This is a genomic window from Kerstersia gyiorum (assembly GCF_048595715.1).
GTDB lineage: Bacteria > Pseudomonadota > Gammaproteobacteria > Burkholderiales > Burkholderiaceae_B > Kerstersia > Kerstersia gyiorum.
This window is the reverse complement of sequence record NZ_CP169556.1, coordinates 1261617-1286720: the sequence shown is the minus strand read 5'-3', so window position 1 is coordinate 1286720 and position 25104 is coordinate 1261617. Positions and strand designations below refer to the sequence as shown.

General features: G+C 63.1%; 25 protein-coding genes. 8 read left to right on the top strand and 17 right to left on the bottom strand.

Annotation, left to right across the window (positions count from 1 at the left end):
* The gene (locus ACEW7X_RS05640) at positions 1-699 is read right to left on the bottom strand and encodes a fumarylacetoacetate hydrolase family protein (RefSeq protein WP_257740992.1); all 699 of its coding nucleotides are present in this window, start codon (positions 697-699) and stop codon (positions 1-3) included.
* Between the two features lie 75 nt (positions 700-774).
* Positions 775-2169, bottom strand: a complete 1395-nt coding sequence (locus ACEW7X_RS05635) for a PLP-dependent aminotransferase family protein (protein WP_068369047.1) — start codon at positions 2167-2169, stop codon at positions 775-777.
* 107 nt (positions 2170-2276) lie between these two features.
* Here ACEW7X_RS05635 and ACEW7X_RS05630 point away from each other — a divergent pair, with 107 nt between their 5' ends.
* From ACEW7X_RS05630 to ACEW7X_RS05600, 7 genes are all read left to right on the top strand, one after another.
* A complete protein-coding gene (locus ACEW7X_RS05630; protein ID WP_068369051.1) occupies positions 2277-3563 on the top strand; it encodes a hydroxymethylglutaryl-CoA reductase, degradative in 1287 nt (428 codons plus the stop codon).
* A 2-nt stretch (positions 3564-3565) separates the two neighbouring features.
* Positions 3566-4495: a hydroxymethylglutaryl-CoA lyase gene (locus ACEW7X_RS05625; RefSeq protein ID WP_257740990.1), complete on the top strand. Its 930-nt coding sequence runs from the start codon at positions 3566-3568 to the stop codon at positions 4493-4495.
* Between the two features lie 85 nt (positions 4496-4580).
* Entirely contained in the window at positions 4581-5822 is a 1242-nt protein-coding gene (locus tag ACEW7X_RS05620; protein WP_068369451.1) for a CaiB/BaiF CoA transferase family protein, read from the top strand.
* Between the two features lie 24 nt (positions 5823-5846).
* Positions 5847-6302 (top strand): FAS1-like dehydratase domain-containing protein, encoded by a 456-nt coding sequence (locus tag ACEW7X_RS05615; protein WP_068369056.1) that lies wholly within the window; start codon positions 5847-5849, stop codon positions 6300-6302.
* Complete coding sequence (locus ACEW7X_RS05610; RefSeq protein ID WP_068369059.1) at positions 6299-6727, top strand: hypothetical protein; 429 nt, start codon at positions 6299-6301, stop codon at positions 6725-6727. Before ACEW7X_RS05615 ends, ACEW7X_RS05610 begins: the two co-directional genes overlap by 4 nt.
* Positions 6728-6827: 100 nt before the next feature.
* Positions 6828-7343, top strand: coding sequence for a hypothetical protein (locus ACEW7X_RS05605; RefSeq protein ID WP_202969526.1), 516 nt, complete (start codon positions 6828-6830; stop codon positions 7341-7343).
* A 2-nt stretch (positions 7344-7345) separates the two neighbouring features.
* A complete protein-coding gene (locus tag ACEW7X_RS05600) occupies positions 7346-8728 on the top strand; it encodes a tripartite tricarboxylate transporter permease (RefSeq protein ID WP_068369062.1) in 1383 nt (460 codons plus the stop codon).
* 165 nt (positions 8729-8893) lie between these two features.
* On the opposite strand, the gene ppa is transcribed toward ACEW7X_RS05600, so the two are convergent.
* The 15 genes from ppa to ACEW7X_RS05525 all read right to left on the bottom strand — a co-directional run bounded on the left by ppa (position 8894) and on the right by ACEW7X_RS05525 (position 23460).
* Complete coding sequence (ppa, locus tag ACEW7X_RS05595; protein ID WP_068369065.1) at positions 8894-9433, bottom strand: inorganic diphosphatase; 540 nt, start codon at positions 9431-9433, stop codon at positions 8894-8896.
* Between the two features lie 35 nt (positions 9434-9468).
* Entirely contained in the window at positions 9469-11154 is a 1686-nt protein-coding gene (locus tag ACEW7X_RS05590; protein ID WP_339137654.1) for a heme biosynthesis HemY N-terminal domain-containing protein, read from the bottom strand.
* A 4-nt stretch (positions 11155-11158) separates the two neighbouring features.
* Positions 11159-12589, bottom strand: a complete 1431-nt coding sequence (locus tag ACEW7X_RS05585) for a uroporphyrinogen-III C-methyltransferase (RefSeq protein ID WP_420177718.1) — start codon at positions 12587-12589, stop codon at positions 11159-11161.
* Between the two features lie 65 nt (positions 12590-12654).
* The gene (locus ACEW7X_RS05580; RefSeq protein ID WP_420177717.1) at positions 12655-13494 is read right to left on the bottom strand and encodes a uroporphyrinogen-III synthase; all 840 of its coding nucleotides are present in this window, start codon (positions 13492-13494) and stop codon (positions 12655-12657) included.
* Between the two features lies 1 nt (position 13495).
* Positions 13496-14452, bottom strand: a complete 957-nt coding sequence (gene hemC / locus ACEW7X_RS05575; RefSeq protein ID WP_068369073.1) for a hydroxymethylbilane synthase — start codon at positions 14450-14452, stop codon at positions 13496-13498.
* Between the two features lie 463 nt (positions 14453-14915).
* Entirely contained in the window at positions 14916-15809 is an 894-nt protein-coding gene (gene sucD / locus ACEW7X_RS05570; RefSeq protein WP_068369080.1) for a succinate--CoA ligase subunit alpha, read from the bottom strand.
* 26 nt (positions 15810-15835) lie between these two features.
* On the bottom strand, positions 15836-16996 hold the full coding sequence (gene sucC / locus ACEW7X_RS05565; RefSeq protein WP_068369083.1) for an ADP-forming succinate--CoA ligase subunit beta: 1161 nt from the start codon (positions 16994-16996) through the stop codon (positions 15836-15838).
* A 543-nt stretch (positions 16997-17539) separates the two neighbouring features.
* On the bottom strand, positions 17540-17995 hold the full coding sequence (gene rplI / locus ACEW7X_RS05560) for a 50S ribosomal protein L9 (RefSeq protein ID WP_068369086.1): 456 nt from the start codon (positions 17993-17995) through the stop codon (positions 17540-17542).
* Positions 17996-18013: 18 nt separating this feature from the next.
* Positions 18014-18286 (bottom strand): 30S ribosomal protein S18, encoded by a 273-nt coding sequence (gene rpsR / locus ACEW7X_RS05555; protein WP_068369089.1) that lies wholly within the window; start codon positions 18284-18286, stop codon positions 18014-18016.
* A 64-nt stretch (positions 18287-18350) separates the two neighbouring features.
* Entirely contained in the window at positions 18351-18680 is a 330-nt protein-coding gene (gene priB, locus ACEW7X_RS05550; protein ID WP_068369093.1) for a primosomal replication protein N, read from the bottom strand.
* Between the two features lie 33 nt (positions 18681-18713).
* Complete coding sequence (gene rpsF, locus ACEW7X_RS05545; RefSeq protein ID WP_068369096.1) at positions 18714-19100, bottom strand: 30S ribosomal protein S6; 387 nt, start codon at positions 19098-19100, stop codon at positions 18714-18716.
* Between the two features lie 264 nt (positions 19101-19364).
* The gene (gene folE2 / locus ACEW7X_RS05540; protein WP_130486805.1) at positions 19365-20180 is read right to left on the bottom strand and encodes a GTP cyclohydrolase FolE2; all 816 of its coding nucleotides are present in this window, start codon (positions 20178-20180) and stop codon (positions 19365-19367) included.
* Positions 20181-20337: 157 nt separating this feature from the next.
* Positions 20338-22218 carry a 1-deoxy-D-xylulose-5-phosphate synthase gene (dxs, locus tag ACEW7X_RS05535; protein WP_420177716.1) on the bottom strand — a complete coding sequence of 627 codons (1881 nt, stop codon included), beginning with the start codon at positions 22216-22218 and terminating at the stop codon, positions 20338-20340.
* A gap of 37 nt (positions 22219-22255) precedes the next feature.
* A complete protein-coding gene (locus tag ACEW7X_RS05530) occupies positions 22256-23170 on the bottom strand; it encodes a polyprenyl synthetase family protein (RefSeq protein WP_068369105.1) in 915 nt (304 codons plus the stop codon).
* On the bottom strand, positions 23167-23460 hold the full coding sequence (locus ACEW7X_RS05525) for an exodeoxyribonuclease VII small subunit (protein ID WP_130486804.1): 294 nt from the start codon (positions 23458-23460) through the stop codon (positions 23167-23169). The genes ACEW7X_RS05530 and ACEW7X_RS05525 overlap by 4 nt, the downstream gene beginning before the upstream one ends.
* Before the next feature lie 357 nt (positions 23461-23817).
* On the opposite strand from ACEW7X_RS05525, the gene ACEW7X_RS05520 reads away from it, so the two are divergent.
* Entirely contained in the window at positions 23818-24966 is a 1149-nt protein-coding gene (locus tag ACEW7X_RS05520; protein WP_068369114.1) for an aromatic ring-hydroxylating oxygenase subunit alpha, read from the top strand.
* Positions 24967-25104 lie beyond the last annotated feature (138 nt).

Genomic DNA, 25104 nt, shown 5'->3' with positions numbered 1-25104 from the left:
TCAGACGACGCGCACTTCCAGGTCGCCCAGACCATCGACATGCCCCAACAGGTGGTCGCCTCGTTCCACCCGGCCCACACCCTCCGGCGTACCGGTGAAAATCAGGTCACCGGCTTCGAGCGTGAAATAACGCGAAAGGAAGGCAATGGTTTCCGCCGGCGTCCAGATGCGCTGTGACAAATCGCCCGACTGGCGGCGCTGGCCATTCACATCCAGCCAGATAGCGCCAGCTTCCAGGTCGCCGCAAACACTGCGAGGCTGCAGGGCGCCAACCGTCGCGCTGTGCTCGAAGGTCTTGCCCAATTCCCAGGGACGGCCCACCTCCTTGGCCTGGGATTGCAGGTCGCGCCGCGTCATATCCAGGCCGATGGCATAGCCCCATACATGCTCCAGCGCCTGTTCGGCCGGGATATCACGCCCGCCCTTGCCCAACGCCAGCACCAATTCGATTTCATGGTCCACATGGCGGCTTTGCGGCGGATAGGCCATTTCGCCCACGCTGTCCTGCGGCACTGCCAGTAACGCATCGCCAGGCTTGCAGAAGAAAAACGGATCTTCCCTGCCGGTAAAGCCCATTTCCCTGGCATGGGCTGCGTAATTGCGGCCCACACAGTAAATCCTGCGCACCGGGAAACGCCCGCTTTCCCCGACGACGGGCAAGGTGGGAACGGCCGGTGGCGCGATCACATAATCAACCATGTCATTTCTCCCAAAATATCTATTCTATTGAACCTCGCCGCTGCGAGATGAAAAAGCCCGCGCTGCCGGTCGCGCTCAAGGACGCCGCGCCGCCTGCACCGCATGGCGGATGCTGGCGGCAAACGCAGGGTCGTCCAGGTAGCCCACATTCAGGCGGGTCCAGGGTTGCGGAACGCTCCGGTCAACGAAAAAAATGGGGCCGGGCGCCAGCACCACGCCCTGCCGCAAACAATGTTCCGTCAGCTGGTTCGCATCTTCCAGCATTGGGAAGCGCGCCCACAGATAAAGGCTTTGCTCCGGCCGGCAGAACACTTCCGCCCCCAGGCGGTCCAATGTTTCCAGGCCGCGCCGGGTCGCCAACCGCAAGCGGGCCTGCAGGCGCTGGGCCTGGCGCGGAAACTGGCCGCTCGTGAGCAAGGCGTCCAGCACTCTTTCGGCGTACTCCGAACCGGTGGTGTGCACCAGCATTTTGATGTCCGCCAGTTCTTCCACCCGTTCCAGGCTGCCAGCGATATAACCTACCCTCAGTGCCGCCGACACCGACTTGGAAAACGTACCGACATACAGGGTATTGCGCAGTTGATCCAGTGCCGACAAGCGTACGGTGGACGCTGGCTTGTAGTCGGCCAGGGCATCGTTTTCCACCACCAGCACGCCGTACTTGCTGGCGATCCGCAGGATCTGTTCCGCCCTGGCCCGGGAAATATCCGAGCCCGTAGGATTGTGTGCCGAGGTCTGTACGAAAAACACGCGGGGCCGATGCGTGCGCGCCAGCTGCTCCAGCACGCCCAGGTCAGGCCCGTCCGGCTGGCGCGGCACGCCCAGCATCCGGGCGCCGTGCATCAGCAACTTGCCGAACAGCGGGTAATAGCCCGGGTCGTCGACCAGTACAGGATCGCCCGGCTTGAGATAGCGCCGGATAATGATGTCCAGCGCATGATTGGCGCCGAAAGTCGTCAGTACCTGGCGCGGCGTGCATTGGATCGCATGATCCGCCAGCCGGCGTGCCAGGCGCTGCCGCAAGCCCATGTTACCCAGCCGCGAGCCATAGCGGTAGAGCGTCAGTCCGGCGTCGCGAACGACCTGCCGGTGATAGCGATCCAGCCGCAGGCCAGACAGCCACGCCACCGGCGGGAAGCCTTCCCCCAGATGCGAATGCCCCGGGTCGCGCACGAACTGCTGGCGCATCATCCAGATGGTATCCAGCGCCCGGTCGTACGGTTGCAGATCGTTGTCATCCCCCGCCGGCGGCACCACGTCGAGCACAAAAAAGCCCTGGCCGTGACGTGCCTCCACCAGCCCCTGCGAAGCCAGCATTTCGTAGGCCGTCACCACCGTGTTTTTGGAGTGTCCGTGCAGTTTCATCGACTGCCTCAGGGACGGCAACCGGTCCCCTGCCTTCAGCAGTCCTTCATGGATTTGCCGGGTGATTTCCGCTGCGATCTGCTCGGTCAGTGTAGGTTTTGCCATGGGGGTTTACCAAGGGTCTGGAAGTGGACTGTCTGGCTCCAACTGTACCTTTTTTATGGTGACAGTGGCAGGTAGTATGAATTCCACAATCAACCAGGAAGAGACAAATGCCCCTCGATTCACGCCTGAAAAATTTCCGTGACCTGAGCCCCGCCGAACGTGTCGATCACATCGCCGGCCTGCTGCACCTGAACGCTGAAGACACTGCCCTGCTGACGCAACCCGGCGCACTGCCACTGGATATCGCCGACGGAATGATCGAAAACGTGCTGGGGAAATTCGAGTTGCCCTACGCCGTTGCCTCCAACTTCCAGGTCAATGGACGCGATGTCCTGGTGCCGTTGGTCGTCGAGGAGCCCTCCATCGTTGCCGCCGCCTCGTACATGGCCAAACTGGCCCGGCCCGGCGGCGGCTTCCAGACCTCCAGCAGCGCGCCGCTGATGCGTGCGCAGATCCAGCTGACCGGCGTGAGCGACCCGCATGGCGCGCGCCATGCCCTGCTGCGCAAGCGCGACGACATCCTGGCGCTGGCCAACAGCCGCGACGCACTGCTGCAGAAACTGGGCGGCGGCTGCCGGGAAATTGAAATCCATACCTTCGAGAGCAGCCCTGTGGGCCCGATGGTCGTGCTGCACCTGATCGTCGACGTGCGCGACGCCATGGGCGCCAATACGGTAAACACCATGGCTGAAGCAGTCGCCCCCCTGGTCGAGAAAACCACTGGCGGCAAGGTCCGCCTGCGCATCCTGTCGAATCTGGCAGACCTCCGCCTGGCACGGGCCCAGGCCCGCTTTGCACCGGAAGTGTTTGAAAGCGCCCAGTACCGGGGCAGCGAGGTTATCGACGGCATCATCGAAGCCTATACCTTTGCCGCGATCGACCCCTACCGCGCCGCCACCCACAACAAGGGGATCATGAACGGCATAGATCCGCTGGTCGTGGCAACCGGCAACGACTGGCGCGCCATAGAAGCCGGAGCGCATGCCTATGCTGCCCGCCAGGGGCACTACGGTTCGCTCACGACCTGGGAAAAAGACAAGCAGGGCCACCTGGTCGGCACCATTGAAATGCCCATGGCGCTCGGCCTGGTAGGCGGCGCCACCAAGACCCATCCGCTGGCACAGCTATCCTTGCGCATTCTCGGGGTGGGCAGCGCCCAGGAACTCGCGGAAATCGCAGTCGCCGTCGGGCTGGCGCAGAACCTGGGCGCGCTGCGCGCGCTGGCTACAGAAGGCATACAACGCGGTCACATGGCCTTGCACGCCCGCAACATCGCCATGCTGGCAGGCGCGACCGGCGATGAAATCGGGCAGGTGGTCGATGCCATGGTACGGAACAAGGATGTGCGTGCCGACCGGGCCAGCGCCCTGCTTGCGGAACTGCGTGGGCAATAGCCATGCAAGAAGCCTTGAAACACGCCATGCGTCCGGTACGGATCGTCGAGGTCGGGCCCCGCGACGGCCTGCAGAACGAAGCTCGCATCCTGCCGCCGGCCACACGGGCGCAGCTGGTACAGATGCTGGCGCAGGCCGGCCTGCGCCACATCGAGGCGGGCGCCTTCGTTTCGCCGCGCTGGGTACCGCAGATGCGCGGCAGTGATGAAGTCCTGTGGCTGCTTCTCGAGCAGCCCGGCCTGCACCTCAGCGCACTGGTGCCCAATGAACAGGGCATGCGCAGCGCGCTGGCCTGCGGCTGCCGCGAAGTCGCGGTTTTCGCCGCCGCCTCGGAAACCTTTTCGCAACGCAACACAAATTGCTCCATCGACGAAAGCCTGGTGCGTTTCGAGCCGGTCGCGGCGCTCGCCCGCGAACACGGCGTCAGCTTGCGAGGCTACATTTCCTGCGTGGTCGATTGTCCCTATGAAGGTGCAATCGCCCCCGGACGCGTGGCCGACCTCTGCCTGAAACTGCAGCAGCTCGGCTGCGACGAAATCAGCCTGGGCGATACCACCGGAGCCGGCACGCCGCGCCAGATCCGCCAGCTCGTCGATGCCTGCGCCGCCGCTGTTCCGCTCGCCATGCTGGCCGGCCATTTCCACGATACCTATGGCATGGCGGTCGCCAATGTCCTGGCGGCGCTGGAAGCGGGCATCACCGTTTTCGATGCATCGGTATCCGGCCTGGGCGGCTGCCCGTACTCTCCAGGCGCCAGCGGCAACCTCGCCACCGAGGACCTGGTCTACCTGCTCGAAGGCCTGGGCCTGCCTACCGGCATCGACCTGGATAGCCTGGTCGATGCCGGCGCCTGGATAGATACCGTGCTGGAACGCCAGACCGCTTCCAGAGTCGCGCGCGCCAGGCTGGCGGCACGTACCGTGCGCGTTTGAGCACGCGGCCCGGCCCCACGCCGGGATTACGCAGGACAATATGGGCCGCCAGAACATGCTGGCAGATATAAAAGGAGACAAAGACATGCAAAACCGGCTTCCCTTTCCATCAGGCGTTACGCAGCAAGGCGCCCTGAGCGGCGTCATCATCCTCGACCTGACGCGCGTCGTGGCCGGCCCCTACTGCGCCATGATGCTGGCCGATCTTGGCGCAACCGCGATCAAGATCGAACACCCCAGGGACCCGGATCTCACTCGGGAATTCCCGCCGATGCGCCAGAATACAGGCCCAGCCGATCCGGCCAGCGGCTTTTTTGCCCAGTACAACCGCAACAAGCTGGCCGTCAGCCTGGATCTCAAGCATCCGGAAGGCAAGGCCTTGTTCCTCGACATGGTGGCGCAGGCCCATATCGTCATCGAGAATTTCCGGCCCGGCACCATGGAACGGCTGGGCCTGGGCTATGAGGTGCTGAAGGCGCACAACCCGGCAATCGTCTATGCCGCCATCAGCGGCTTTGGCCAGACCGGCCCGAACAGCCGCCGTCCAGCCTACGACAGCACAGCGCAGGCCGCTGGCGGCCTATGGTCCATGAACGGCCTGGAAGAAGAACCCATGCGCGTGGGCACCGTGCTGGGCGACCTGTCCGCCGGCATGTTTGCCGCGACCGGCATCCTGGCCGCGCTGCGGCAGGCCGAACGCAGCGGCCAGGGGCAGATGGTGGATGTATCGCAACAGGACTCCATCGTGGCCCTGACCGAAAACGCGATCGTCACCTACACCGAGACCGGCAAGGTGACCGTCCCCGCCGGCAATGGCCACCCCTTCGTCAAGCCCTACGGACGCTACCGCTGCAAGGACGGCTACGTCTTTTTCGGCGCCTATACGGATAAATTCTGGCAGGAGGCCTGCCGCACATTCGGCGATACGGATCTGGAAAACGACCCCGAAACCGCCACCATGGCGCAGCGCTTCCAGCAGGACATCTACGAGCGCAAGGTGGACCCTGCCGTGCGGCGCTGGTGCGGCCGCCATACCAAAGCCGAGCTCGAAGCCATGGCAGGCGACCGTTTCCCCCTCACGCCGATCAAGGGCATAGACGAAGTAGTGGCAGATCCGCATCTGCAGGCCCGCGACATGCTGGTGCCGGTGAACTACCACGACGCGACATTCTCGGTCTTCGGCAACCCCATCAAACTGTCCGGCGGCACCCGCGAGCATGGTGCCAGCGCACCGGCTGTGGCCCAGCACAACCAGGCCATTTATCTCGACTGGCTCGGACTGGCCCCCGAACGCTATGACGCCCTGCAACAGCAAGGCGTGCTGTAGTCGCGCCACCTTCGGGAGAATCACATGAGCCTGCTGACCCCTGACATCACGCGCCATATCGGCACCAGCCTGCCCCCCTTCGACTTCGAGGTAAGCCGCAACGACATCCGTAAATATGCAATCGCCACCGGCCAGCGCAACCCCCGTTTCCTTTCCGGGGACGAGGCACCGCTGTTGTTCCTGTTCAGCGCCATGATCCCTCGCACGCCGCTCGAACAACTGCGGCCGGACGGACACCATCCCGACAATCCGCTGATCCCTGTCCTGCCCCTCAAGCGCATCATGGCCGGGGGCAGCGAATTCCAGGTGCTGGGACGCATCATGGGTGGAGAAACGCTGACTGTCAGGCAGCGCATCCTGGACATACATGAAAAGGAAGGCGCCAGCGGCCCGTTGATCTTCCTGATACTGGAAAACCGTTACGAACGCCAGGACGGCTCCCCCGTCGTGATCGAAAAACTCACGAGGATCGCACGATGACTGCCTTCTCCCTTGCCTGCGCCCAGCCCGGACAAGCACTCCCCTCCCGCGTCTACCGAGTCGGGACGGTACAGCTCTTCCTCTACAACGCTGCCATCTGGAATGCACACCGCATCCACTACGACGCCCCATACGCCCAGGACGTCGAACATCACCCCGCACTGGTCGTGGACGGCCCGCTGCAGGGGGACTGGCTTACCCAGCTGATCTATGAGTTCATGGCGCCCGACGATGAACTGATCGCCTTCGATTACCAGAACCGGCTGGCCGCCTATCTGGAAGAACCATTGACCTGCGGCGGCACCGTGACTGGCGTCGATGGCGCCACCGTCACGTTCACCCTGCAGGTCAGTCGCACTGACGGCCACGCCACCACCGTGGCACACGCCACGGTACGCCGCGCTGCCTTTTCACCCCAACCATAACTGCCTCAAGAAGGATGCACCGCCACCACCCAGGAGTTGCCTTTCGCTGAACCAGCGCAGTCCATGTCTCATACCGAAAAAAACAGATGGAGAAGACAACGTGCAATATTCCACGACCCACCATTCCCCGCCCCTGCTACGATCAGGCAGCCTGGCTTCCGAGCAGAGCTACAACCTGTTCGAGGTATGGGGCGACACCATAGATGCGCGCCACCTGGCCAGCGCCATCGTCATCGGCGCCGCCATCAGCCTGGGCGCCTATGTCCTCACGCGCTGGGGCCTGAACCTCGTCATCGAGGATACCCATATGGTCCATGCATACTCCATGCTCGGCGGCATCGTCGGCTGCCTGGCTGGCGGGGTGGTCAGCGCCATGCTTTTCAAGCCCAAACGCACCGTGGTCGAAGAAGTCGTCGACGAACAGTTCCGCCAGGCGGTACTGGCCGACCTGCGCAAGCAATACGGGCATATTGGCAGCATAGATGATCTATCCCCGGAAGTTGCCGAGGAACTGCAGGAACTGGGCCTGTATGAAATGTTCGCGCAGGCCAGCGACGCGCAGCACAGCGCCAAGGACAGCCTGGCCGCACCGCAAGCCGGCACCAAGGGAGGCTGAACATGGATCCCCTGTTTGCTGAAATCCTCAATGCGCTGGCCTTCGGCCTGCTGGGCGCCGTGCTGTTTTCCGCCATTGGCCTGGTCTCGGGCACGGATGAAACCACCACCCTGGCGCCCCTGACCATGTTGGTCGTGTTGCTGGGTGCGCCCCCGGCTTCCATCCTCAGCTTTTTCATCGCCGGCGCCGTCGCCAAGCACATGACCCATGCCGTGCCCACGGCATTGCTGGGCATTCCCGGCGACACCTCTGCCGTTGCTCTGATAGGCGACGCCAATCAGCTGCGACGACTGGGCGTGCCGCATATCGCCCTGAGGAAAATGCTGTCCGGTGGCGCGCTCTCGGCGCTGATCGCCGTGCCGGTATCCATCGCGTTCGCCGTGGTACTCGCCCCCTTCGGTGAGGCAATCAAGCAGTTCGCGCCCTGGGTATTCCTGTGCGCTGCGCTGCTGATCGCCTTCTTTTCCGCCGGTCGCTGGGCAGCCATGCTGGCGCTGGTGCCGTTCGTCCTGCTGATCGTGGCGCTGCAGAACCTGACCCTGAAATATGGCGTCAAACTGTCGGTCAGCTATTTTCTCGGCATTGCAGTAGCGCCGCTCATCGCCTCTCTGTTCACCCTGCTGTCGCCGCAGGCGCGGGAAAACATGCGCCGGGACAAGTTCCGCGTATTCTCCCTGGCACCGGACATGAAGGCCTGGGAGGGCTATTTCCCCAATCCGCTAAAGGTCATGAGCCGACGCCAGACCCGTGTCACGGCAGCCTCTGCCGCAGTTTCCAGCGCCACCTTCGTGTTCAGCCCGGTCGCGATGGCCGTCGTCCTGGGCGAAATCATCGGCGGCCGCATCAAGCATGCCTATGAACGCGTCACTACCGTCATCACCGCCCGCAACGGCATTTCCGAATCCACCTACATCGCCGAGGCGCTGATTCCCCTGATCGCATTCGGCCTGCCGCTCAGCCCGGTGGCCGCTGGCCCCGCAGCCCCGCTGTTCAACGCACCACCGCGCTTCTCGGTCGATGCCGGGACCGGAGAAATCCACAATCTCCACAACTTGCTGAGCATCTCCGAGTTCTTCGGCTTTACCTTGATGGCGGTGATCGTTGCCTTGCTGGTGGCCTATCCGTTTGCCATGAACTATGCCCACCGGGCCGCAACCTTCGTCGCCCGCAAGGTCAGCCATGAAGCGGTCATCGCGACCTTCATCGGGCTGGTATTGGTCATCGGCATCTGGGAAGGTGGCCTGCTCGGGCTGCTGGTGATCCTGTCGGTCGGCATGCTTGGCGGCTTCCTGGAACGCATCGTCAGCTTCAATATCGGCGTGCAATTCATGGGCTACTACACCGCCGTGCTATCCGTTCCCGCCATTCTGGCTGCCTTCGCCTGAGCCCTCAGGCATACGGGGCCGTCTGTCGGCCCCTGGCACGAAACCACGCACCAGCACACCTGCACACTGGCGCAGACCAAAAAAGCCAGCGGCTGCACACAGCAGCCGCTGGCTTTCTATCTTCCGGGCGACATGAAAGATCTACCCGGGAGGATCTCAGGGCAATCAGCCCTTGGCGGTTTCCTGATAGCGGCGCACGCTATCCTCGATTTCCTTGCGAGCAGCTTCCGGACCTTCCCAGCCCTGAACCTTGACCCACTTGCCCTTCTCCAGGTCCTTGTAGTGCTCGAAGAAATGCTTGATACGAGCCAGGTCTTCTTCCGGCAGGTCTTCCGGCTTTTCGATGTGGCGATACGGCGGGTACAGCTTGGTGACCGGCACGGCCAGCAGCTTGGCATCGCCACCGCTTTCGTCGTCCATCTTCAGCACGCCGATGGCGCGGCAACGCACTACCGAACCAATCTGCACCGGGAACGGGGTGATCACCAGCACGTCGGCCGGGTCACCATCGTCCGACAGCGTCTGGGGAATGTAGCCGTAGTTGCACGGATAGTGCATGGCAGCCAGCATGAAGCGATCCACGAACACGGCGCCCGAGTCCTTGTCGACTTCGTACTTGACCGGATCGGCATTGGCCGGAATTTCGATGATGACATTGAAGTCTTCCGGCAGGTTCTTGCCGGCGGCGACACGATCTAAGCTCATTGACCAACCTTGTTTATCAGTAGGAATTGAAGAAATCAGGAATTGTTATCTTGCCGAGGAGTGGCGCCTGGCTGGCCCGGGCGTACCACGTCATTGCGGCCATCAGCGGCGTCAGTAGCGTCCGATGCCTCCGCCTCCTGTGCGTCCACCGGGTGGTAAGGCAAAGGTGCGCTGTCGAAATATTCTTCGAAGTCGTCATGTCCGGCCACGGCATCGGCAGGCGGCACATCGGCTGATTCGTCGTAGCTGCGGCCAGCGGCGAATGTATCGGTGCTTTCGTCGGCCGCGACGGCACTGGCCGCCTCGGCAGGCGGCACTACCATGGCGTCTGCCTCCAGCTCGTCATCGGTAGCCACCAGGGGAGTAGCGACGGCATTGGCTTCGAACTCGTCGAGCATAACGGCTACGGGCGCCGCAGCGGCAGCAGCCGGATACCGAGCCAGCGAACCAAAGGAGTCGTCAGCGTCGCGTATCTTGGGGTCTGCCTGGGTATCTGCCGGCGGCAGGAAGGATTTCTGCTGCAGCTCTGGCAGACGGCCCAAGTGAGCCTTGCTTGCCAGGCGCCAGTGACGCAGCGACTCCTCACGCTTGCCCAGGCGATCGTACAGGCTGCCCAGCAGAACGTGGGTACGGGGATCGTTCTTGAGCTGCACGCTACGCACCAGATAGCGTTCCGCCGGCCCCCACAACTGCCCTTGCAGGCACAAAGCCCCCAGCGCGCGCAGCAGTTCCGGCTGGTCCGCATTGCGTTGCAGCCATTTTTCGGCTTTTTCCAGGCGGCGCGGCACCTGGTCCGCATCACACTGGGCATAGGCCTCGATCAAGCGGGGATCGAAACTGTCGTTGATCGCCGTTTCCAGTATCTTGCCGGCCTCGTCCGCCTGGCCGGCAGCGTCGAAACAGTAGGCCCCCGCCAGCGCCACCTCGGGTACCAGGCGTTCTTCCGACTTCAGATCCTTCCAGACTTTGCGCCAATCGTCGCCCTGGCTACCGCGCAAACGGGCCGCCGCCGCTGCGCCAAGGATAGCGTTGGCTTCGGCCACACCCAGCACGCCACGACGAGACAGGGCCCGAGCCAATGCGAAAGACTGGTCATGGTGGCCCAACGCATGGTGCGCTCGCAGGAACAGGCGCTGTGCATGCAGATGGCGCGAGGCATTTTCCTGCAGCGGCGCCAGGCGTTCAAGCGCTTCCGCCGGCTTGCCCTGGTCGAGCAGCATGTCAGCGCCCACCAGCATCACGGCCTGGGACAACGATTCATCGCCGGTCGCTTGTTCAGCGGCCGAGGCCAGCAGGCTGTCGCGTCGCGAAAACTCCCCGAGCTCATCGGCGGCACGCGCTGCCGACAGGGCCGCCAGTACCTTGCGGCGCTGGGGCTTGGCCTGATCCAGCAGTGCAGTCAGCGATTTCTCGGCCTGGGCGTAACGCCCTTCCAGCAGCGTGATCCAGCCCTGCTCCAGCAGTTCCATGTCACGCTTCTGAACGCGGCGCTGGCGCCAGCCGCGCACGCGTTCGGGAATGGCCAACGCCCAGGACAGCAGGCGCAGCACGATATACAAGAGGACGAATGTCAGCAGCACCACCGCGACTGCCCGCGCCAGCGGCAGCTGAACCCGCCAGTCCGGCAGCAGGATCAGAACATCGCCCTCGTAGCGCCGCAACAGTACCGCGACCGTGACTGCCAGCGCCAGCAGCAGCAGGGACTTGAACCAGGTTGCCATGGAATCAATCCTCCTGCAGGCCAGCAGCGTTACGGGTCTCGGCGCGCAGGCTTTCCAGCGCCGCCAGGCTGGCATCCAGGCTGGGCAGAGGCTGGGCCACGTTGGTCGCCAGCAATTCATCCAGGCTGCGCAGCGCCGCCACCGCATCCGGCGTACGGCCGTCATAGTAATCGGCGACGATGCTGCGAACGGCTTCGATTTCGCCCTTCCAGACTTCTGCCTGGCGCATCATCAGCGCCAGTTGCGCCGTCAGCAGACGGGTGCGCACGCCATTGCGCAGGTAGGCGCCCTGCTCGGGCGACAAGCGCAGCGCATCCGGGTTGCCAACACGCTGGATACTGACAAAACCACGCAGTTCTTGACCGATGGCATCCGTCACGTCGCCGGCCCAGTCACTGACCACGGCCTGCCAGCGCGTCCACCAGGCCGCATCTTCCGGCAAGGTTTCGCTGCTGTTGTGGCGAGCGATAGGCGCCTGTTCTTCGTCCAGCTGGACGGGACGGGGAGCGGCTTCGTCAGGCACCATCAGTGGCGCAGTGGCAAGCAGGGCCTGCAGGCGATGCAGGCGTGCGGCAATCGCCGGCACATCCACCACAGGCACGGCACGCAGGCGTTCCAGATCCGTGTCCAGCGCGGCCTTCAGGGCCTGGAAGCGGGGCCGGTCGGTGTCTGCCAGACGAGCGCTGGCAGCTTCCAGCGCTACCAGCGCATTGCTGACACTGCCGGCCAGGCGCAACTGCTGGTCGGCGATTTCCAGCGCGCGCGCCACGTCGTCCAGCAGGTAATGGTCATCCGTGCCATTGCTGAAGCGCTGCCAGGCCTGCTCCAGCGCCAGGTACTGGCTGCGCGCTTCTTGTAGCGCAGCGTCGTTGGCACGCACCTTGGCATCCTGCGCACGAGCCAGGGCCAGCGCTTCCTGCGCCTCGCGGCGCGTGCCGGCCAATTCACGTTCCAGATTTTCCAGGCGCGTCGCAACTTCACGGCCGGCGCTATCGAATTCCTGGCTTTGCTGCCAGGCGCCATAACCCAGTGCCAGTACGACCAGCACCAGAATCAGGGCCAACAACCAGCCCAGCGAGAAACCGCCGCGCTTGCCGCGCCCGCTGCCCCCCTTGTCGCCCGTGCGTGCCTTGCCGCCATCCGGCGGAGGTGGTGGCACATCGGCTGACTTCGGCCGAACCGCTTCCGGAGCAGCCGGAGCAGCCGGAGCGGCGGATGATGCCGAGCCCTTGCCGTCCAGCCGCGTACCGGCCTCCACCTTGCCGGTGGCCGACACCACCTTGTCTGCGGCAGACTTGCCCGACTCGGCAGAAGATGACGATACCGGAGATGGCGGGACAGCAGCCGCCTGCGCCTTGGACGGCTCCGCCGCGCTCTTTTCCGGAACAGGGTGCTGCGTCACCGACGCATCATGGTTGATTGATTCTTTAGTCATGGTGCGATTGTAATCCCAGAGCCCGCTGCGGCCGACGCCAGAGCACCGTCGGTTTCCTTGCAGGATTAGTCCAATTCTGCGCGTAGCGCCGTAAATGCTCGCAAAATTGAGGAATCCTGCGGCAAACAGATTTTTACCATTGCACGAGGGACTGCGCCAGTCGCATCACCAGACAGGCGTTCGGCCAAGCGCGGATGCGTCACGACATGCGCGCTGCGCTGCCACCAGGCCAGAATGCCGGCTGCACGAGCCTGCGCACGGATGGCATCCAGTCCTTCGCCACTGGTTGCAAGCCAGAATGCAGTCCGCCGGCCTGCGGCGGCCGCCTGCATGAACGCCTGCTGCGCCGGACTCCAGGTTGCAGGCACGCGGTCGTAGGCCGCATAGGCCGTCACTTGCACGCCACGTTCGCGCAGGCGTTCGGCCAGCCAATCGCGGCCTTGCCCGGCTCGCACCAGCAGCACGCGTTCGGGCTTCAGGCCGCGCGCATCCATTTCCTGAAGCAGATGTTCGGAATCGTGGCTGACGGCATCCGGCGCCGGGGCGATGCGCCAGCAGCGCGGCGCCACCGGGCCGGCCATGTCTTCCTCCCAGGCTGCCACAGTCGCCGGGCCGACGGCCGCCGCCCAGACCCCTTCGGGCCAGCTATCCCTGCCTTGGGCCGCGCACAGGCGCCGGTATGCCCGAACGGCCGCGCCGCTCACGAATAACAGCATGTCGAAATCAGCCGGGTCGGGCACACTCATGCCAGCTGACGGAGCATCCTGGATTTCCAATGCAGGCAGATGCACAACCTCAAAACCAAGGCCGGACAGCGCCTCGTCCAGGGTATCGTTGCGCCCCTGCGGCCGGGTCAGCACAGCCAGGGGCGCCAAAGCCGCCCCCCGGCCTGCCGACAAACGCATCTCAGGCGCCATCGTCCTGGCTGGATTGCGACTCGGCCAGCAATTCGCGTGCGCCGCCCGCGATCAGCTCGTCGGCAGCCCGCTGCCCCAGCGCAACCGGGTCTGTCTCCGGCCCGGATACGTCGGCCCGGCACAACCGCGTACCATCCACGCTGGCGACCAACGCGCGCAGCCGGATATTGGTGCCATCCTGTTCTGCATAGGCACCCAGCGGCACCTGGCAGGAACCGCCAAGCACGGCAGACACGGTGCGCTCGGCCTGTGCCAGACGCCAGCTCTGCTCGCAATTGAGCGGCGCCAGTTGCGCCGCCAGTTCCGCGCGCCCGGCGAGGATTTCTATGCCAAGCGCGCCCTGCCCTACGGCGGGCAAGGAGATGTCCGGGGACAGGACTTCGCGGATGCGCGTCGCCATGCCCAGGCGCCGCAAGCCGACTGCCGCCAGGATAATGGCGTCGTAATCCCCCCGGTCCAGTTTGGAGAGACGGGTATCGAGATTGCCGCGCAGGGGCCTCACCTCGAGATGAGGGTAGGCCGCCAGCAACTGCGCCGCACGGCGCAGGCTGGACGTCCCAACCACGGCGCCTGCTGGCAAATCTTCCAGACGACGGTATTCCGGGGATACAAAAGCATCCTGGGCCGCCGCCCTGGGCAAAATGGCCGTCAGGCTGAATTCGGACGGCATGAGCACCGGCACGTCCTTGAGGGAATGCACTGCCAGATCCGCCCTGCCGTCCAGCAGGGCGTTCTCCAGTTCCTTGACGAACAGGCCCTTGCCACCGATCTTGGAAAGACTGCGATCCAGGATGCGGTCGCCTTGGGTCGTCATTTCCAGCAGCTCAATGCGACAGGCGGGATACTGCAATTGCAACAAATCCCGCACATGATGCGCCTGCCAGAGAGCCAGCCGGCTTACCCGGGTTGCAATGACCAGCCGATCCGGGGAAGAAACCACCGTCATATCAGAGCAGCGACTTAAGGACGATCGCCGCAACGATACCGATAATGGCCAAAATACCCAGGCCGCCCAGCAGGCTAAGGCCCGAGTCCGTCGATTTGTCTTTTTTGGTAATACCCATTTTCAACTCCCGTTGTTTCCAGACATCTCGCCTGTACGCTCCCGGTTGCCTACGCTTCCGGCTTGCCCATCGGCGCAGCAGGTCCGCAGGGCATTTGAGCATGCCATCCCGGCTGGCGGCTTGATCCATGACAAGCGCGCGCCCGACGGCAGCCCCAATCATACGCTGCCCACCCGCCTCAGCACAAAGCGCCCGCACCGCAACCGACACAGCCACCAATAAAAAAGGAAGGCCGGATTTCTCCAGCCTTCCTTGTCTGCGCCAGCCCAGCCTGCCTTCAAGGCATCACTGCACACTGGCGCGGCATGCCGGCAAACGCCGGCATGCGAACTGTACTGCCGGTTTTTACAGCACCGACTTCAGCAACTTGCCCATTTCCGACGGGTTGCGGGTCGTGCGGATGCCGCAAGCTTCCATCACTTCCAGCTTGGCGTCGGCCGTATCGGCACCGCCGGAGATCAGCGCGCCGGCGTGGCCCATGCGCTTTCCCGGAGGTGCCGTGACGCCGGCGATGAAGCCGACGACCGGCTTGGTCATGTTGTCCTTGGCCCAGCGCGCGGCTTCGACTTCATCCGGACCGCCGATTTCGCCGATCATGATGACGGCATCGGTATCGGGATCGTCGTTGAACAGCTTCAGGACGTCGATGTGCTTCAGGCCGTTGATGGGGTCGCCACCAATACCGACGGCGCTGGATTGGCCCAGGCCCAGTTCGGTAACTTGCGCCACGGCTTCATAGGTCAGGGTGCCGGAGCGGCTGACCACACCGATGCGGCCCTTGCGGTGGATGTGACCGGGCATGATGCCGATCTTGATTTCATCCGGGGTGATCAGGCCGGGGCAGTTGGGGCCCAGCAGCAGCGTCTTCTTGCCGCCGGCCGCTTCCTTGGCCTTCATCTTGTTGCGCACTTCCAGCATGTCGCGCACGGGGATGCCTTCGGTGATGCAGACCACGAGATCCAGGTCGGCTTCGACCGCTTCCCAGATGGCAGCGGCAGCGCCTGCGGGCGGCACGTAGATCACCGACACTTCCGCGCCGGTTTCAGCCTTGGCGTCCTTGACGGTGGCGAAGATGGGCACGCCTTCGAAATCTTCACCGGCGCGCTTGGGGTTCACGCCAGCAACGAAAGCTTCCTTGCCATTGGCGTATTCGCGGCAGGCACGGGTATGGAACTGACCGGTCTTGCCGGTGATGCCCTGGGTGATGACTTTGGTGTCTTTATTGATCAGGATGGACATTTTCTTGAAATCCTCGGCAATAGGGTTCAGGCAGCAGCAGCGACAACCTTGGTGGCCGCTTCGGCCATGGTGTCAGCGCTGATGATGGGCAGGCCGGATTCAGCCAGCAGCTTCTTGCCAAGTTCTTCGTTGGTGCCCTTCATGCGGACGACCAGCGGCACGCTCAGGTTCACGGCCTTGCAAGCGGTGATGACGCCTTCGGCGATCACGTCGCAGCGCATGATGCCGCCGAAGATGTTGACCAGAATGGCCTTCACATCCTTGTTCTTCAGCATGATCTTGAAGGCTTCGGTCACTTTCTCAGCCGTGGCGCCACCGCCGACGTCCAGGAAGTTGGCCGGCTCGCCGCCGAACAGCTTGATGGTGTCCATGGTTGCCATGGCCAGACCGGCGCCGTTCACCAGGCAGCCGATGTTGCCGTCGAGCTGGATGTAGGCCAGGTCGAACTTGCTGGCTTCGATTTCAGCCGGATCTTCCTCATCCAGGTCGCGGTATTCGACGATTTCAGGATGACGGAACAGTGCGTTGGAATCGAAGTTGAACTTGGCGTCCAGGGCGATGATGTTGCCCTTGCTGTCGCGGTTCAGCGGGTTGATTTCAACCAGCGACGCGTCGGTTTCCATGTAGCACTGATACAGCTTCTTGAACACATCGACGGCTTGCCTGGCGGCTTCGCCTTCCAGGCCGATGGCGGCGGCGATCTTCGCCGCCTGCTCGTCGGTCAGGCCGGCCAGCGGGTCAATGTATTCGGTAACGATCTTCTCGGGCGTGGAGTGGGCCACTTCCTCGATATCCATGCCGCCTTCGCTGGAAGCGATGAAAGCGACTTTCTGCGTTCCGCGGTCGGTCACGACGGAAACGTAGTATTCCTTCTGGATGTCGGCACCGTCCTCGATGTACAGGCGGTTAACCTTCTGGCCTTCCGGACCAGTCTGGTGCGTGACCAGTTGCATGCCCAGAATCTGCGATGCCAGTTGACGGACTTCGTCCAGCGAACGTGCCAGCTTGACGCCGCCGCCCTTACCGCGGCCGCCTGCGTGAATCTGGGCCTTCACCACCCAGACCGGGCCGCCCAGCTTTTCGGCGGCTGCAACAGCCTCGTCAACCGAAAAAGCCGGAATGCCGCGGGGCACGGGCACGCCGAACTTTTTGAGCAGTTCCTTGCCTTGATACTCGTGGATTTTCATGTGATACCTGTCAGGTCGTATGAGAGTCAGTGGATCCTACCCTGCCGTCCGCGTGCGAATACCGGGCGTCAGGGACCATTCTTGCATCATGCCGCGATCCGGCAGAAACAGAAAAGCCGACGGTAACGCCCTGTGCAACTGCGTCATCGCAGGCTCGGCGTCCATCGGCTTTGATGCGCGTCCGGGGCAGCCCGCTTTCCGCTGCCATTGAAAAGCAATACCCCGTTCCTGCCCGTGGCAATGAACAAGGGACTACTGTTCCAAATCTGGCGTGAAGCATACCGCGCACGTTTCAGACGATCCGCATGGTGAAAAACCAACAAAGTATAGCCCACCCCTACAAACTATTCAGACATGCCCGACCGCCCCCCAGGAAAACCCCTATTTTCGTTATCGCGCCCTCCCAGACCAAATGCGTCCGCCCCAACCCCGCGCCAGGAAGGCTGCCGGATTCCGGATCAGCCAGATGCAAAAAAGCCCTCCGCAAGGAGGGCTTTTCTCGCACCCCGAACAAAGCCGGGGCGTGCAACAGACAGGCAGCAATCAGGCCAGTTCGGGCTGGATGCGGACCTTGATGTCGACGATGACGTCGGTGTGCAGAGCGACCTGCACATCGAATTCACCGATGCTCTTGAGCGGGCCGTTGGGCAGACGCACTTGAGCCTTTTCGATGCCAGCAAAACCGGCAGCAACCAGGGCGCCAGCGATGTCGGCGTTGGTCACGGAACCGAACAGGCGGCCATCGACGCCAGCCTTTTGCGAGATCAGCGCTTCCTGACCGTTCAGGCGCTCGCCCAGAGCCTGGGCGGCAGCCAGCTTTTCAGCCTGGATTTTTTCCAGTTCGGCGCGACGGGCTTCGAATTCCTTCAAAGCAGCGTCGGTAGCGCGACGGGCGATCTTCTGGGGGATCAGGTAGTTGCGCGCATAGCCGTTGCGGACACGCACGACGTCACCCAGGTTGCCCAGGTTCGCGACTTTTTCGAGCAGAATAACTTGCATGACAGTAAGCCCCCGGGATTAGTTGTGGTTGTCGGTGTACGGCAACAGGGCCAGGAAGCGAGCACGCTTGATGGCGGTGTCCAGCTGGCGCTGATAGTGCGCCTTGGTGCCGGTCAGGCGGGCCGGGATGATCTTGCCGTTTTCCTGGATGAAGTCACGCAGCGTGTCCAGATCCTTGTAGTCGATCTGATCGACACCAGCCACCGTGAAGCGGCAGAACTTGCGGCGCTTGAACAGAGGATTCTGTTGCGTGAACTTGCGCTTTTCCTTGCGTTTACCAAAGTGAGCCATAGTAAGTCTCTTTCTATTTCGTTGCCGGCCTGAACCGGCGGATATCGTATATGCGTTTAATCTGTCAGGCGGTCATTACCGTGTCCGTCGCCAGCAGCCTTTGCACCCGCTGCAGATGCAGCACGATACGAGGGGAACCCTTGCGTGCCGGAAGGAGAAAACCTTCGACTCGCACTGCACATCCCAACGGGGTATCGGCAAGTACGGATGCCAGATCCCCCATGGCGACAGCAGCAATTTCCAGTTCTACCCTGCGCATCCTGCCGGCTTCCATCTGTTCCGATTGATGCGCAAGCGTCATATCGAGGATGGGAAGCCCTGCGGGGCTGTAGCGCAGCGGCCCGGAAGCAATAACGTTTGCATCCAGCCGCACCTGGTTGGCCATATCAGCCATGCCGGTAGCGATAACGACTGTATCCTGACGGATTTACTCGGCCTCGGCTTCGCTAGCGGTGCTGGCGGCTTCGGCGCTGGCCTTGCGAGCCTCTTCGCGCTCGACGCTCTTCATCATGACGGACGCGCCAGCGGGGGCAGCGTTGGTCTTGACGACGAGGTGACGCAGGATGGCATCGTTGTAGCGGAACGCATGTTCGAGTTCGTCCAGGGCTTCCTGGCCGCACTCGATGTTCAGGCAAACATAGTGAGCCTTGACGAGCTTCTGGATCGGGTAAGCCAGTTGACGGCGGCCCCAATCTTCATGGCGATGCACCTTGCCGCCCTGGGCCGTGACGATCGCCTGGTAGCGCTCGGCCATTGCAGGCACTTGCTCGCTTTGGTCCGGATGGACGATAAATACGATTTCGTAGTGACGCATTAGAGTGATACTCCCGTGGATGACCACCGACAGGAAAATTCCAATCGGCGGAACAGCCCGCCACCTGGCAGAGCGCCGCTGGCCGCCTTGAATCAGGGATTCCGCGCACCATAGGACACCGATGCCAAGGCAATCGGGCAAGAAAGCTTTCTATTGTCGTACTTGCTGCTGGAAAAAGCAATAAAAAAGCCGCATCGTACTGATGCGGCTCTGATCATGACGCCCTCCGGCAACAGCACCCGGAGGGCTAGACACGTATCGGAATCAGCCCTTGCCGTGGCCTTCCACCACAGCGTAGGCCGAATGGTTGTGGATGGACTCGAAGTTCTCCACGGTTACGCGGTAGCCGGCGATGCCCGCATGCGCATTCAGCGTAGCGGCGACATCACGCACGATGTCTTCGACGAACTTGGGGTTCTCGTAGGCATGTTCGGTGACGTACTTTTCGTCGGGACGCTTGAGCAGGCCCCACAATTCGCAAGAACCCTGCTTTTCGATCTGGCTGATGAAATCGTCCAGGTTGAAAGCGGCCCCGTCCGTCACGATGGTACGCACCGTGACGTGCGAGCGCTGGTTGTGCGCGCCATACTTGGAGATGCTCTTGGAGCACGGGCACAGGCTGGTCACGGGCACCGTCACCGTCAGTTCGAACTCGACCGCATCGCCATTGGCGCGCGCCGTCCAGACCACGGCGTAATCAAGCAGGCTGCGCACGCCGGACACTGGGGCAGTCTTGTTGATGAAATATGGGAAGGACGCTGTGATATCACCGGATTGCGCATGCAGCAGCGGCAGCATTTCGCCAGCCATGGCACTGAACAGCGCAGGCGTCAGCGGCGTTGCACGGTATTTTTCCAGCAGCGCGACGAAACGCGACATGTGCGTGCCCTTCTCTTCCGCCGGCAGTGCGACGGTCAACGTCCACTCCGCGACGGTAGGATGAGCGGCGCCGCTGCCGTCGGCCACGACCATGGGATGGCGCACACCGCTGATTCCGACCCGCTGGATGGGAATCTGGCGCACGTCCGCGAAGCTCTGTACGTCGGGAATGACGACGGCGGATTCAACGATGGAAGTCATGAGCAATAACCTGTGCTGTGCCGCCGTCAATGACGGCACGGTAAAAGAATCAAAGTGCCAATATTACCGATAGCGTAGCATGCGCGCCCCAAAGACCCTTTTACCCATGGATGAATAAGGATATGGGCAAAGACCATGAGCGCTGCCGCGAGCCGCCTTATGCCGCTCGCCCGCTTTCCAGCAGACCGGCGAAACGCTTGCGGATGGAAGTTTCCACGCCGGCGCCATCCAGTCCCTGTTGCGCCAGCAATGCAGCCTGGTCGCCGTGGTCGATGAAACGATCCGGCAAGCCCAGTTGCAGCACGGGCACATCCATACCGGCCTCGTGCAGGGCTTCGCTGACGGCACTGCCCGCGCCACCCATGATGCAGCCTTCTTCCAGGGTGACCAGCGCCTCGTGGTCCTGCGCCAGCTGGCGCACGAGATCCAGGTCCAGGGGTTTGACGAAACGCATGTCCGCGACCGTCAGCCCCAGTTGTTCGGCCGCCTGCAGTGCAGCAGGCAGCAAGGTGCCGAAATTCAGGACTGCGATGCGACTGCCTTCACGAACCAGGCGGCCCTTGCCCAGCGGCACCTCGTCCAGCCCTGCCGTCATTTCCGCGCCAACGCCCGAGCCGCGCGGGTAACGTACCGAGGCCGGACCTGCATGGCGATAACAGGTAGTCAGCAGCAGGCGGGTTTCATTTTCATCGGAAGGCGTCGCCACGACCATGTTCGGAATGCAACGCAGATAGGCGATGTCGTAATTGCCGGCGTGCGTGGCGCCATCGGCGCCAACCAGGCCGGCGCGATCCAGCGCGAAAGTCACGTCCAGGTTCTGCAGCGCGACGTCATGAATCAACTGATCGTAGCCGCGCTGCAGGAACGTGGAATAAATCGCCACGACGGGCTTGAGCCCTTCGCAGGCAATGCCAGCGGCAAAGGTCACCGCATGCTGCTCGGCAATGCCCACGTCGAAATAACGGCGCGGGAAGCGTTGTTCGAACGCCACCATGCCGCTGCCCTCGCGCATCGCAGGCGTGATGCCCTGCAGGCGCTCGTCGGCCTGCGCCATGTCGCACAGCCATTGACCGAACACCTGGGTGAAGGTCTGGCGCGACGGCACGCTGCTTTTCTGGATGCCAACGGCAGGATCGAATTTGCCCGGCCCGTGGTACAGCACCGGATCGGCTTCCGCCAGCTTGTAGCCCTGCCCTTTCTTGGTTACGACGTGCAGAAACTGCAAGCCCTTGAGCGAACGCAGGTTCTGCAAGGTGGGCACCAGGGCATCCATGTCATGGCCGTCGATCGGCCCGACATAATTGAATCCCAGTTCCTCGAACAACGTCGCCGGCGTCACCAGCCCCTTGGCATGGCCCTCGAAGCGCCGCGCCATCTCCAGCATGGGCGGTACGTGCTGCAGCACGGCCTTGCCCACGTTGCGCGCGGTGGCATAGAAGCGCCCCGACATCAGGCGCGCCAGATAACGGTTGAGCGCCCCGACCGGCGGCGAAATCGACATGTCGTTGTCGTTGAGCACCACCAGCAGATTGATATCCGGCGTCACGCCGGCATTATTCATCGCCTCGAAGGCCATGCCCGCGCTCATCGCGCCGTCACCGATGACGGCGATATGCTGGCGCATGATGCCTGCGTTGCGCGATGCCACCGCCATGCCCAACGCGGCGGAAATGGACGTGGACGAGTGTGCCGTGCCGAAGGCGTCGTACTCGGACTCGCTGCGGCGCGGAAAGCCGGAAATGCCGCCCTGCTGGCGCAGGCGGGGCATGCCCGTGCGCCTGCCCGTCAGGATTTTGTGGGCATAGGACTGATGGCCCACATCCCAGATCAGGCGGTCATGCGGCAGATCGAACACATGATGCAACGCGATGGTGAGTTCCACCGTGCCCAGGTTGGATGACAAGTGCCCGCCTGTGCGCGACACGCTGTCCAGCAGGAAACCGCGCAACTCTTCCGCCAGACGCTTAAGCTCGCGTCGTTCCAGACGCTTCACGTCGGCAGGAGATTCAATGCGGTCGAGTAGATCAGTAGTATTCATTGCATTCATTCCGCGATGCACGGTTCAGTGCGCCGGATCAATATTCCCGCGCGACGATGAAATCCGCCATCGCAGCCAGATAAGCACCAGCCTCGCCCAGGGGTCGCAACGCCTGATGCGCGTCGTCGCGCAACTGCGCGGCCAGTTCGCGAGCCGCATCGACCCCCATTAGCGATACATAGGTCGGCTTGTTGTCCTGCGCGTCTTTCCCAGCTGTCTTGCCCAGGCTGGCACTGTCCGCCGTGACATCGAGGATATCATCCACGACCTGGAACGCCAGGCCGATCGCCGCCGCATATTTTTCCAGCGCCTGGCGCTGCGGCGAACTGGCCCCCGCCACAACACCGCCAAGGGTCACGCTAGCCGCCAACAGCGCGCCGGTCTTCATGGTGTGCATGCCGCGCAACTGGTCCAGGCTGAGGCCATGGCCCGTGCTATCGAGGTCGATGAACTGCCCTCCCGCCATGCCCAGGCTGCCGGATGCGCGCGCCAACACCTGCACGGACTGCACGATCAGGGCCGGCGCAATGGGCATGCCTGCCAGGGTCTCGAAAGCCAGGGGTTGCAGCGCATCGCCCGCCAGCAGGGCGGCAGCCTCGCCATAGGCTACGTGCGTCGTCGGCTTGCCACGACGCAGGGTGTCATTATCCATGCAAGGCAGGTCGTCATGCACCAGCGAATAGCCATGGATCATTTCCACTGCGGCCGCGGCACTTTCCAGCGCCGTGACAATGGCCACCGGCTTGCCCGCCGGCTGGCAGGCATGGCCCGCAGCCAGCACCAGCAGCGCACGCACGCGCTTGCCCCCTCCAAGCACCGCATAGCGCATGGCGCCGTGCAAATGGGCCGGGGCTTCATCATCCTGGGGCAGCAACGCCCCCAGGCGCCGCTCCACCTGTTCCGCACAGGTCCGCATCCAGGCGGGAAAATCCATGGCAGTGCGCGCCTTCATCGCTGATCCTCTCCCAGGGTCGAAGCATCCAGGGGCCGCAGCAACTCGCCTTCCAGCACCTGAATCTGCTGCTCGGCCGCAGCCAGGCGCTGCTGGCAGATGCGCGACAACGCCACGCCACGCTGATACGAAGCCAGGGACTGCTCCAGCGGCAGCGACGCATTTTCCATGGCAGACACCAGGGCTTCGAGCTCTGCCAGCGCGGATTCAAAATCCTGCGGCAGGCCAGTGGCTTCCTGCGCAGCGCTGGCGGCGGCATCGGCCGAATCGGGGCCAAGTTTTCTAGTCATAGGGGGAACAACCATTGCACAATAGGTCCAAGGGCGCATTGTACGGGAACTGACCCCCATCAGGCATTTCCCCAGAGGCTCGGGGCGGGCTACAATCAATCCTTCGACTGGATTACAGACGCGCGCGCAGTGCGCGGACGCGTCCATTGCCTGCCGGCACGCCACGATGATGCTATCGCAGGAGCGCCGGTTTTTTCTTCGTCGCGCCGCCCACAGGCCCGGCGCTCTTGTCCGCGCGGAGGGAACCATGGCTGCCAGCCAACACACCCGCCTGCCCATGCGCTCCTGCCGCATGATATGGCCGGAACTCCCGGACGCCGACGCAGCGCCGTCGCCAGGGCGACAGGAATCCGCAATATGAGCCAAACCCTACTTCTGGCCGCCGAACGCAGCCAGCTGTCCGTCAGCGCCTACTTCGACGAGGCCCGCTTCGCTCGCGAGCAGGCCGCCATCTTCAAGAACTCCGCCATCTACGTGGGCCACGAAAAGCTCGTCCCCGAACCCGGCGACTGGCGCGCACTGGCGCAGGAACGCGGTGGCCGCATCCTGCTGCGCGACCGGGGCGGTGCCGTGTCATTGCTGTCGAACGTCTGCCGCCACCGCCAGGCCCTCATCCTGGGCGGCTCGGCGGGCAACGTCACCACCGGAGAACCACGCGAGGGCAATCTCAAGCAGACCGGCGGCAATCTGGTATGCCCGCTGCACCGCTGGACCTACGACGACCAGGGCACGCTCATCGGCGCGCCGCAGTTCGAAACCACACCCTGTATGAATCTGCAGCGCTTTCCGCTGAAGCCATGCAACGGCCTGCTGTTCGAAGGGCCGCGCAATCCGGCGGACGATCTCGGCGCCCTGTTCCAGCGCCCTGAATTCGATTTCTCGGATTATGTCCTGGATCACGTGGAAGTCCATGAGTGCAACTACAACTGGAAGACCTTCATCGAGGTCTATCTGGAGGATTACCACGTTGGCCCCTTCCACCCGGGCCTGGGACACTTCGTCACCTGCGACGACCTGAACTGGGAATTCTCCGACTGGTTCAGCCTTCAGCGCGTCGGCGTACACCAGGCGCTGGCGCAGCCCGGTTCCGATGTGTACCGCCAGTGGCATGACAACCTGATGCAGTTCCGCGAGGGCCAGGCCCCGGATTTCGGCGCCATCTGGGTCACTTACTTCCCGACCCACATGATCGAGATCTACCCGCACGTGCTGGTGCTGTCCACGCTCTACCCGGTTTCACCGCAGCGCACGGTCAACATCGTCGAGTTCTACTACCCGGAAGAAATCGCAGCGTTCGAACGCGAATTTGTCGAAGCCCAGCAGGCCGCCTACATGGAAACCGCCATTGAGGACGATGAAATCGCCGAACGTATGGATGCCGGTCGCCGCGCCCTGATGGAACGCGGTGTCAGCGAGGCGGGCCCCTATCAGTCACCGATGGAAGATGGCATGAAACACTTCCACGAATGGTATCGCCGCATCATGGGCGAACCGGCGCCCGAATAAACGGCGCACGGCTTGCAAGCCCAACAGCCCCGCCGGCTCAGCCTGGCGGGGCTTTTTTCGCAATGACGCCAGCGCTGCAAGCATCCGTCCTGCGCCAAGGTGCGCCGGGATCGGACCGCCCCCCGCACGCGTGGGCAA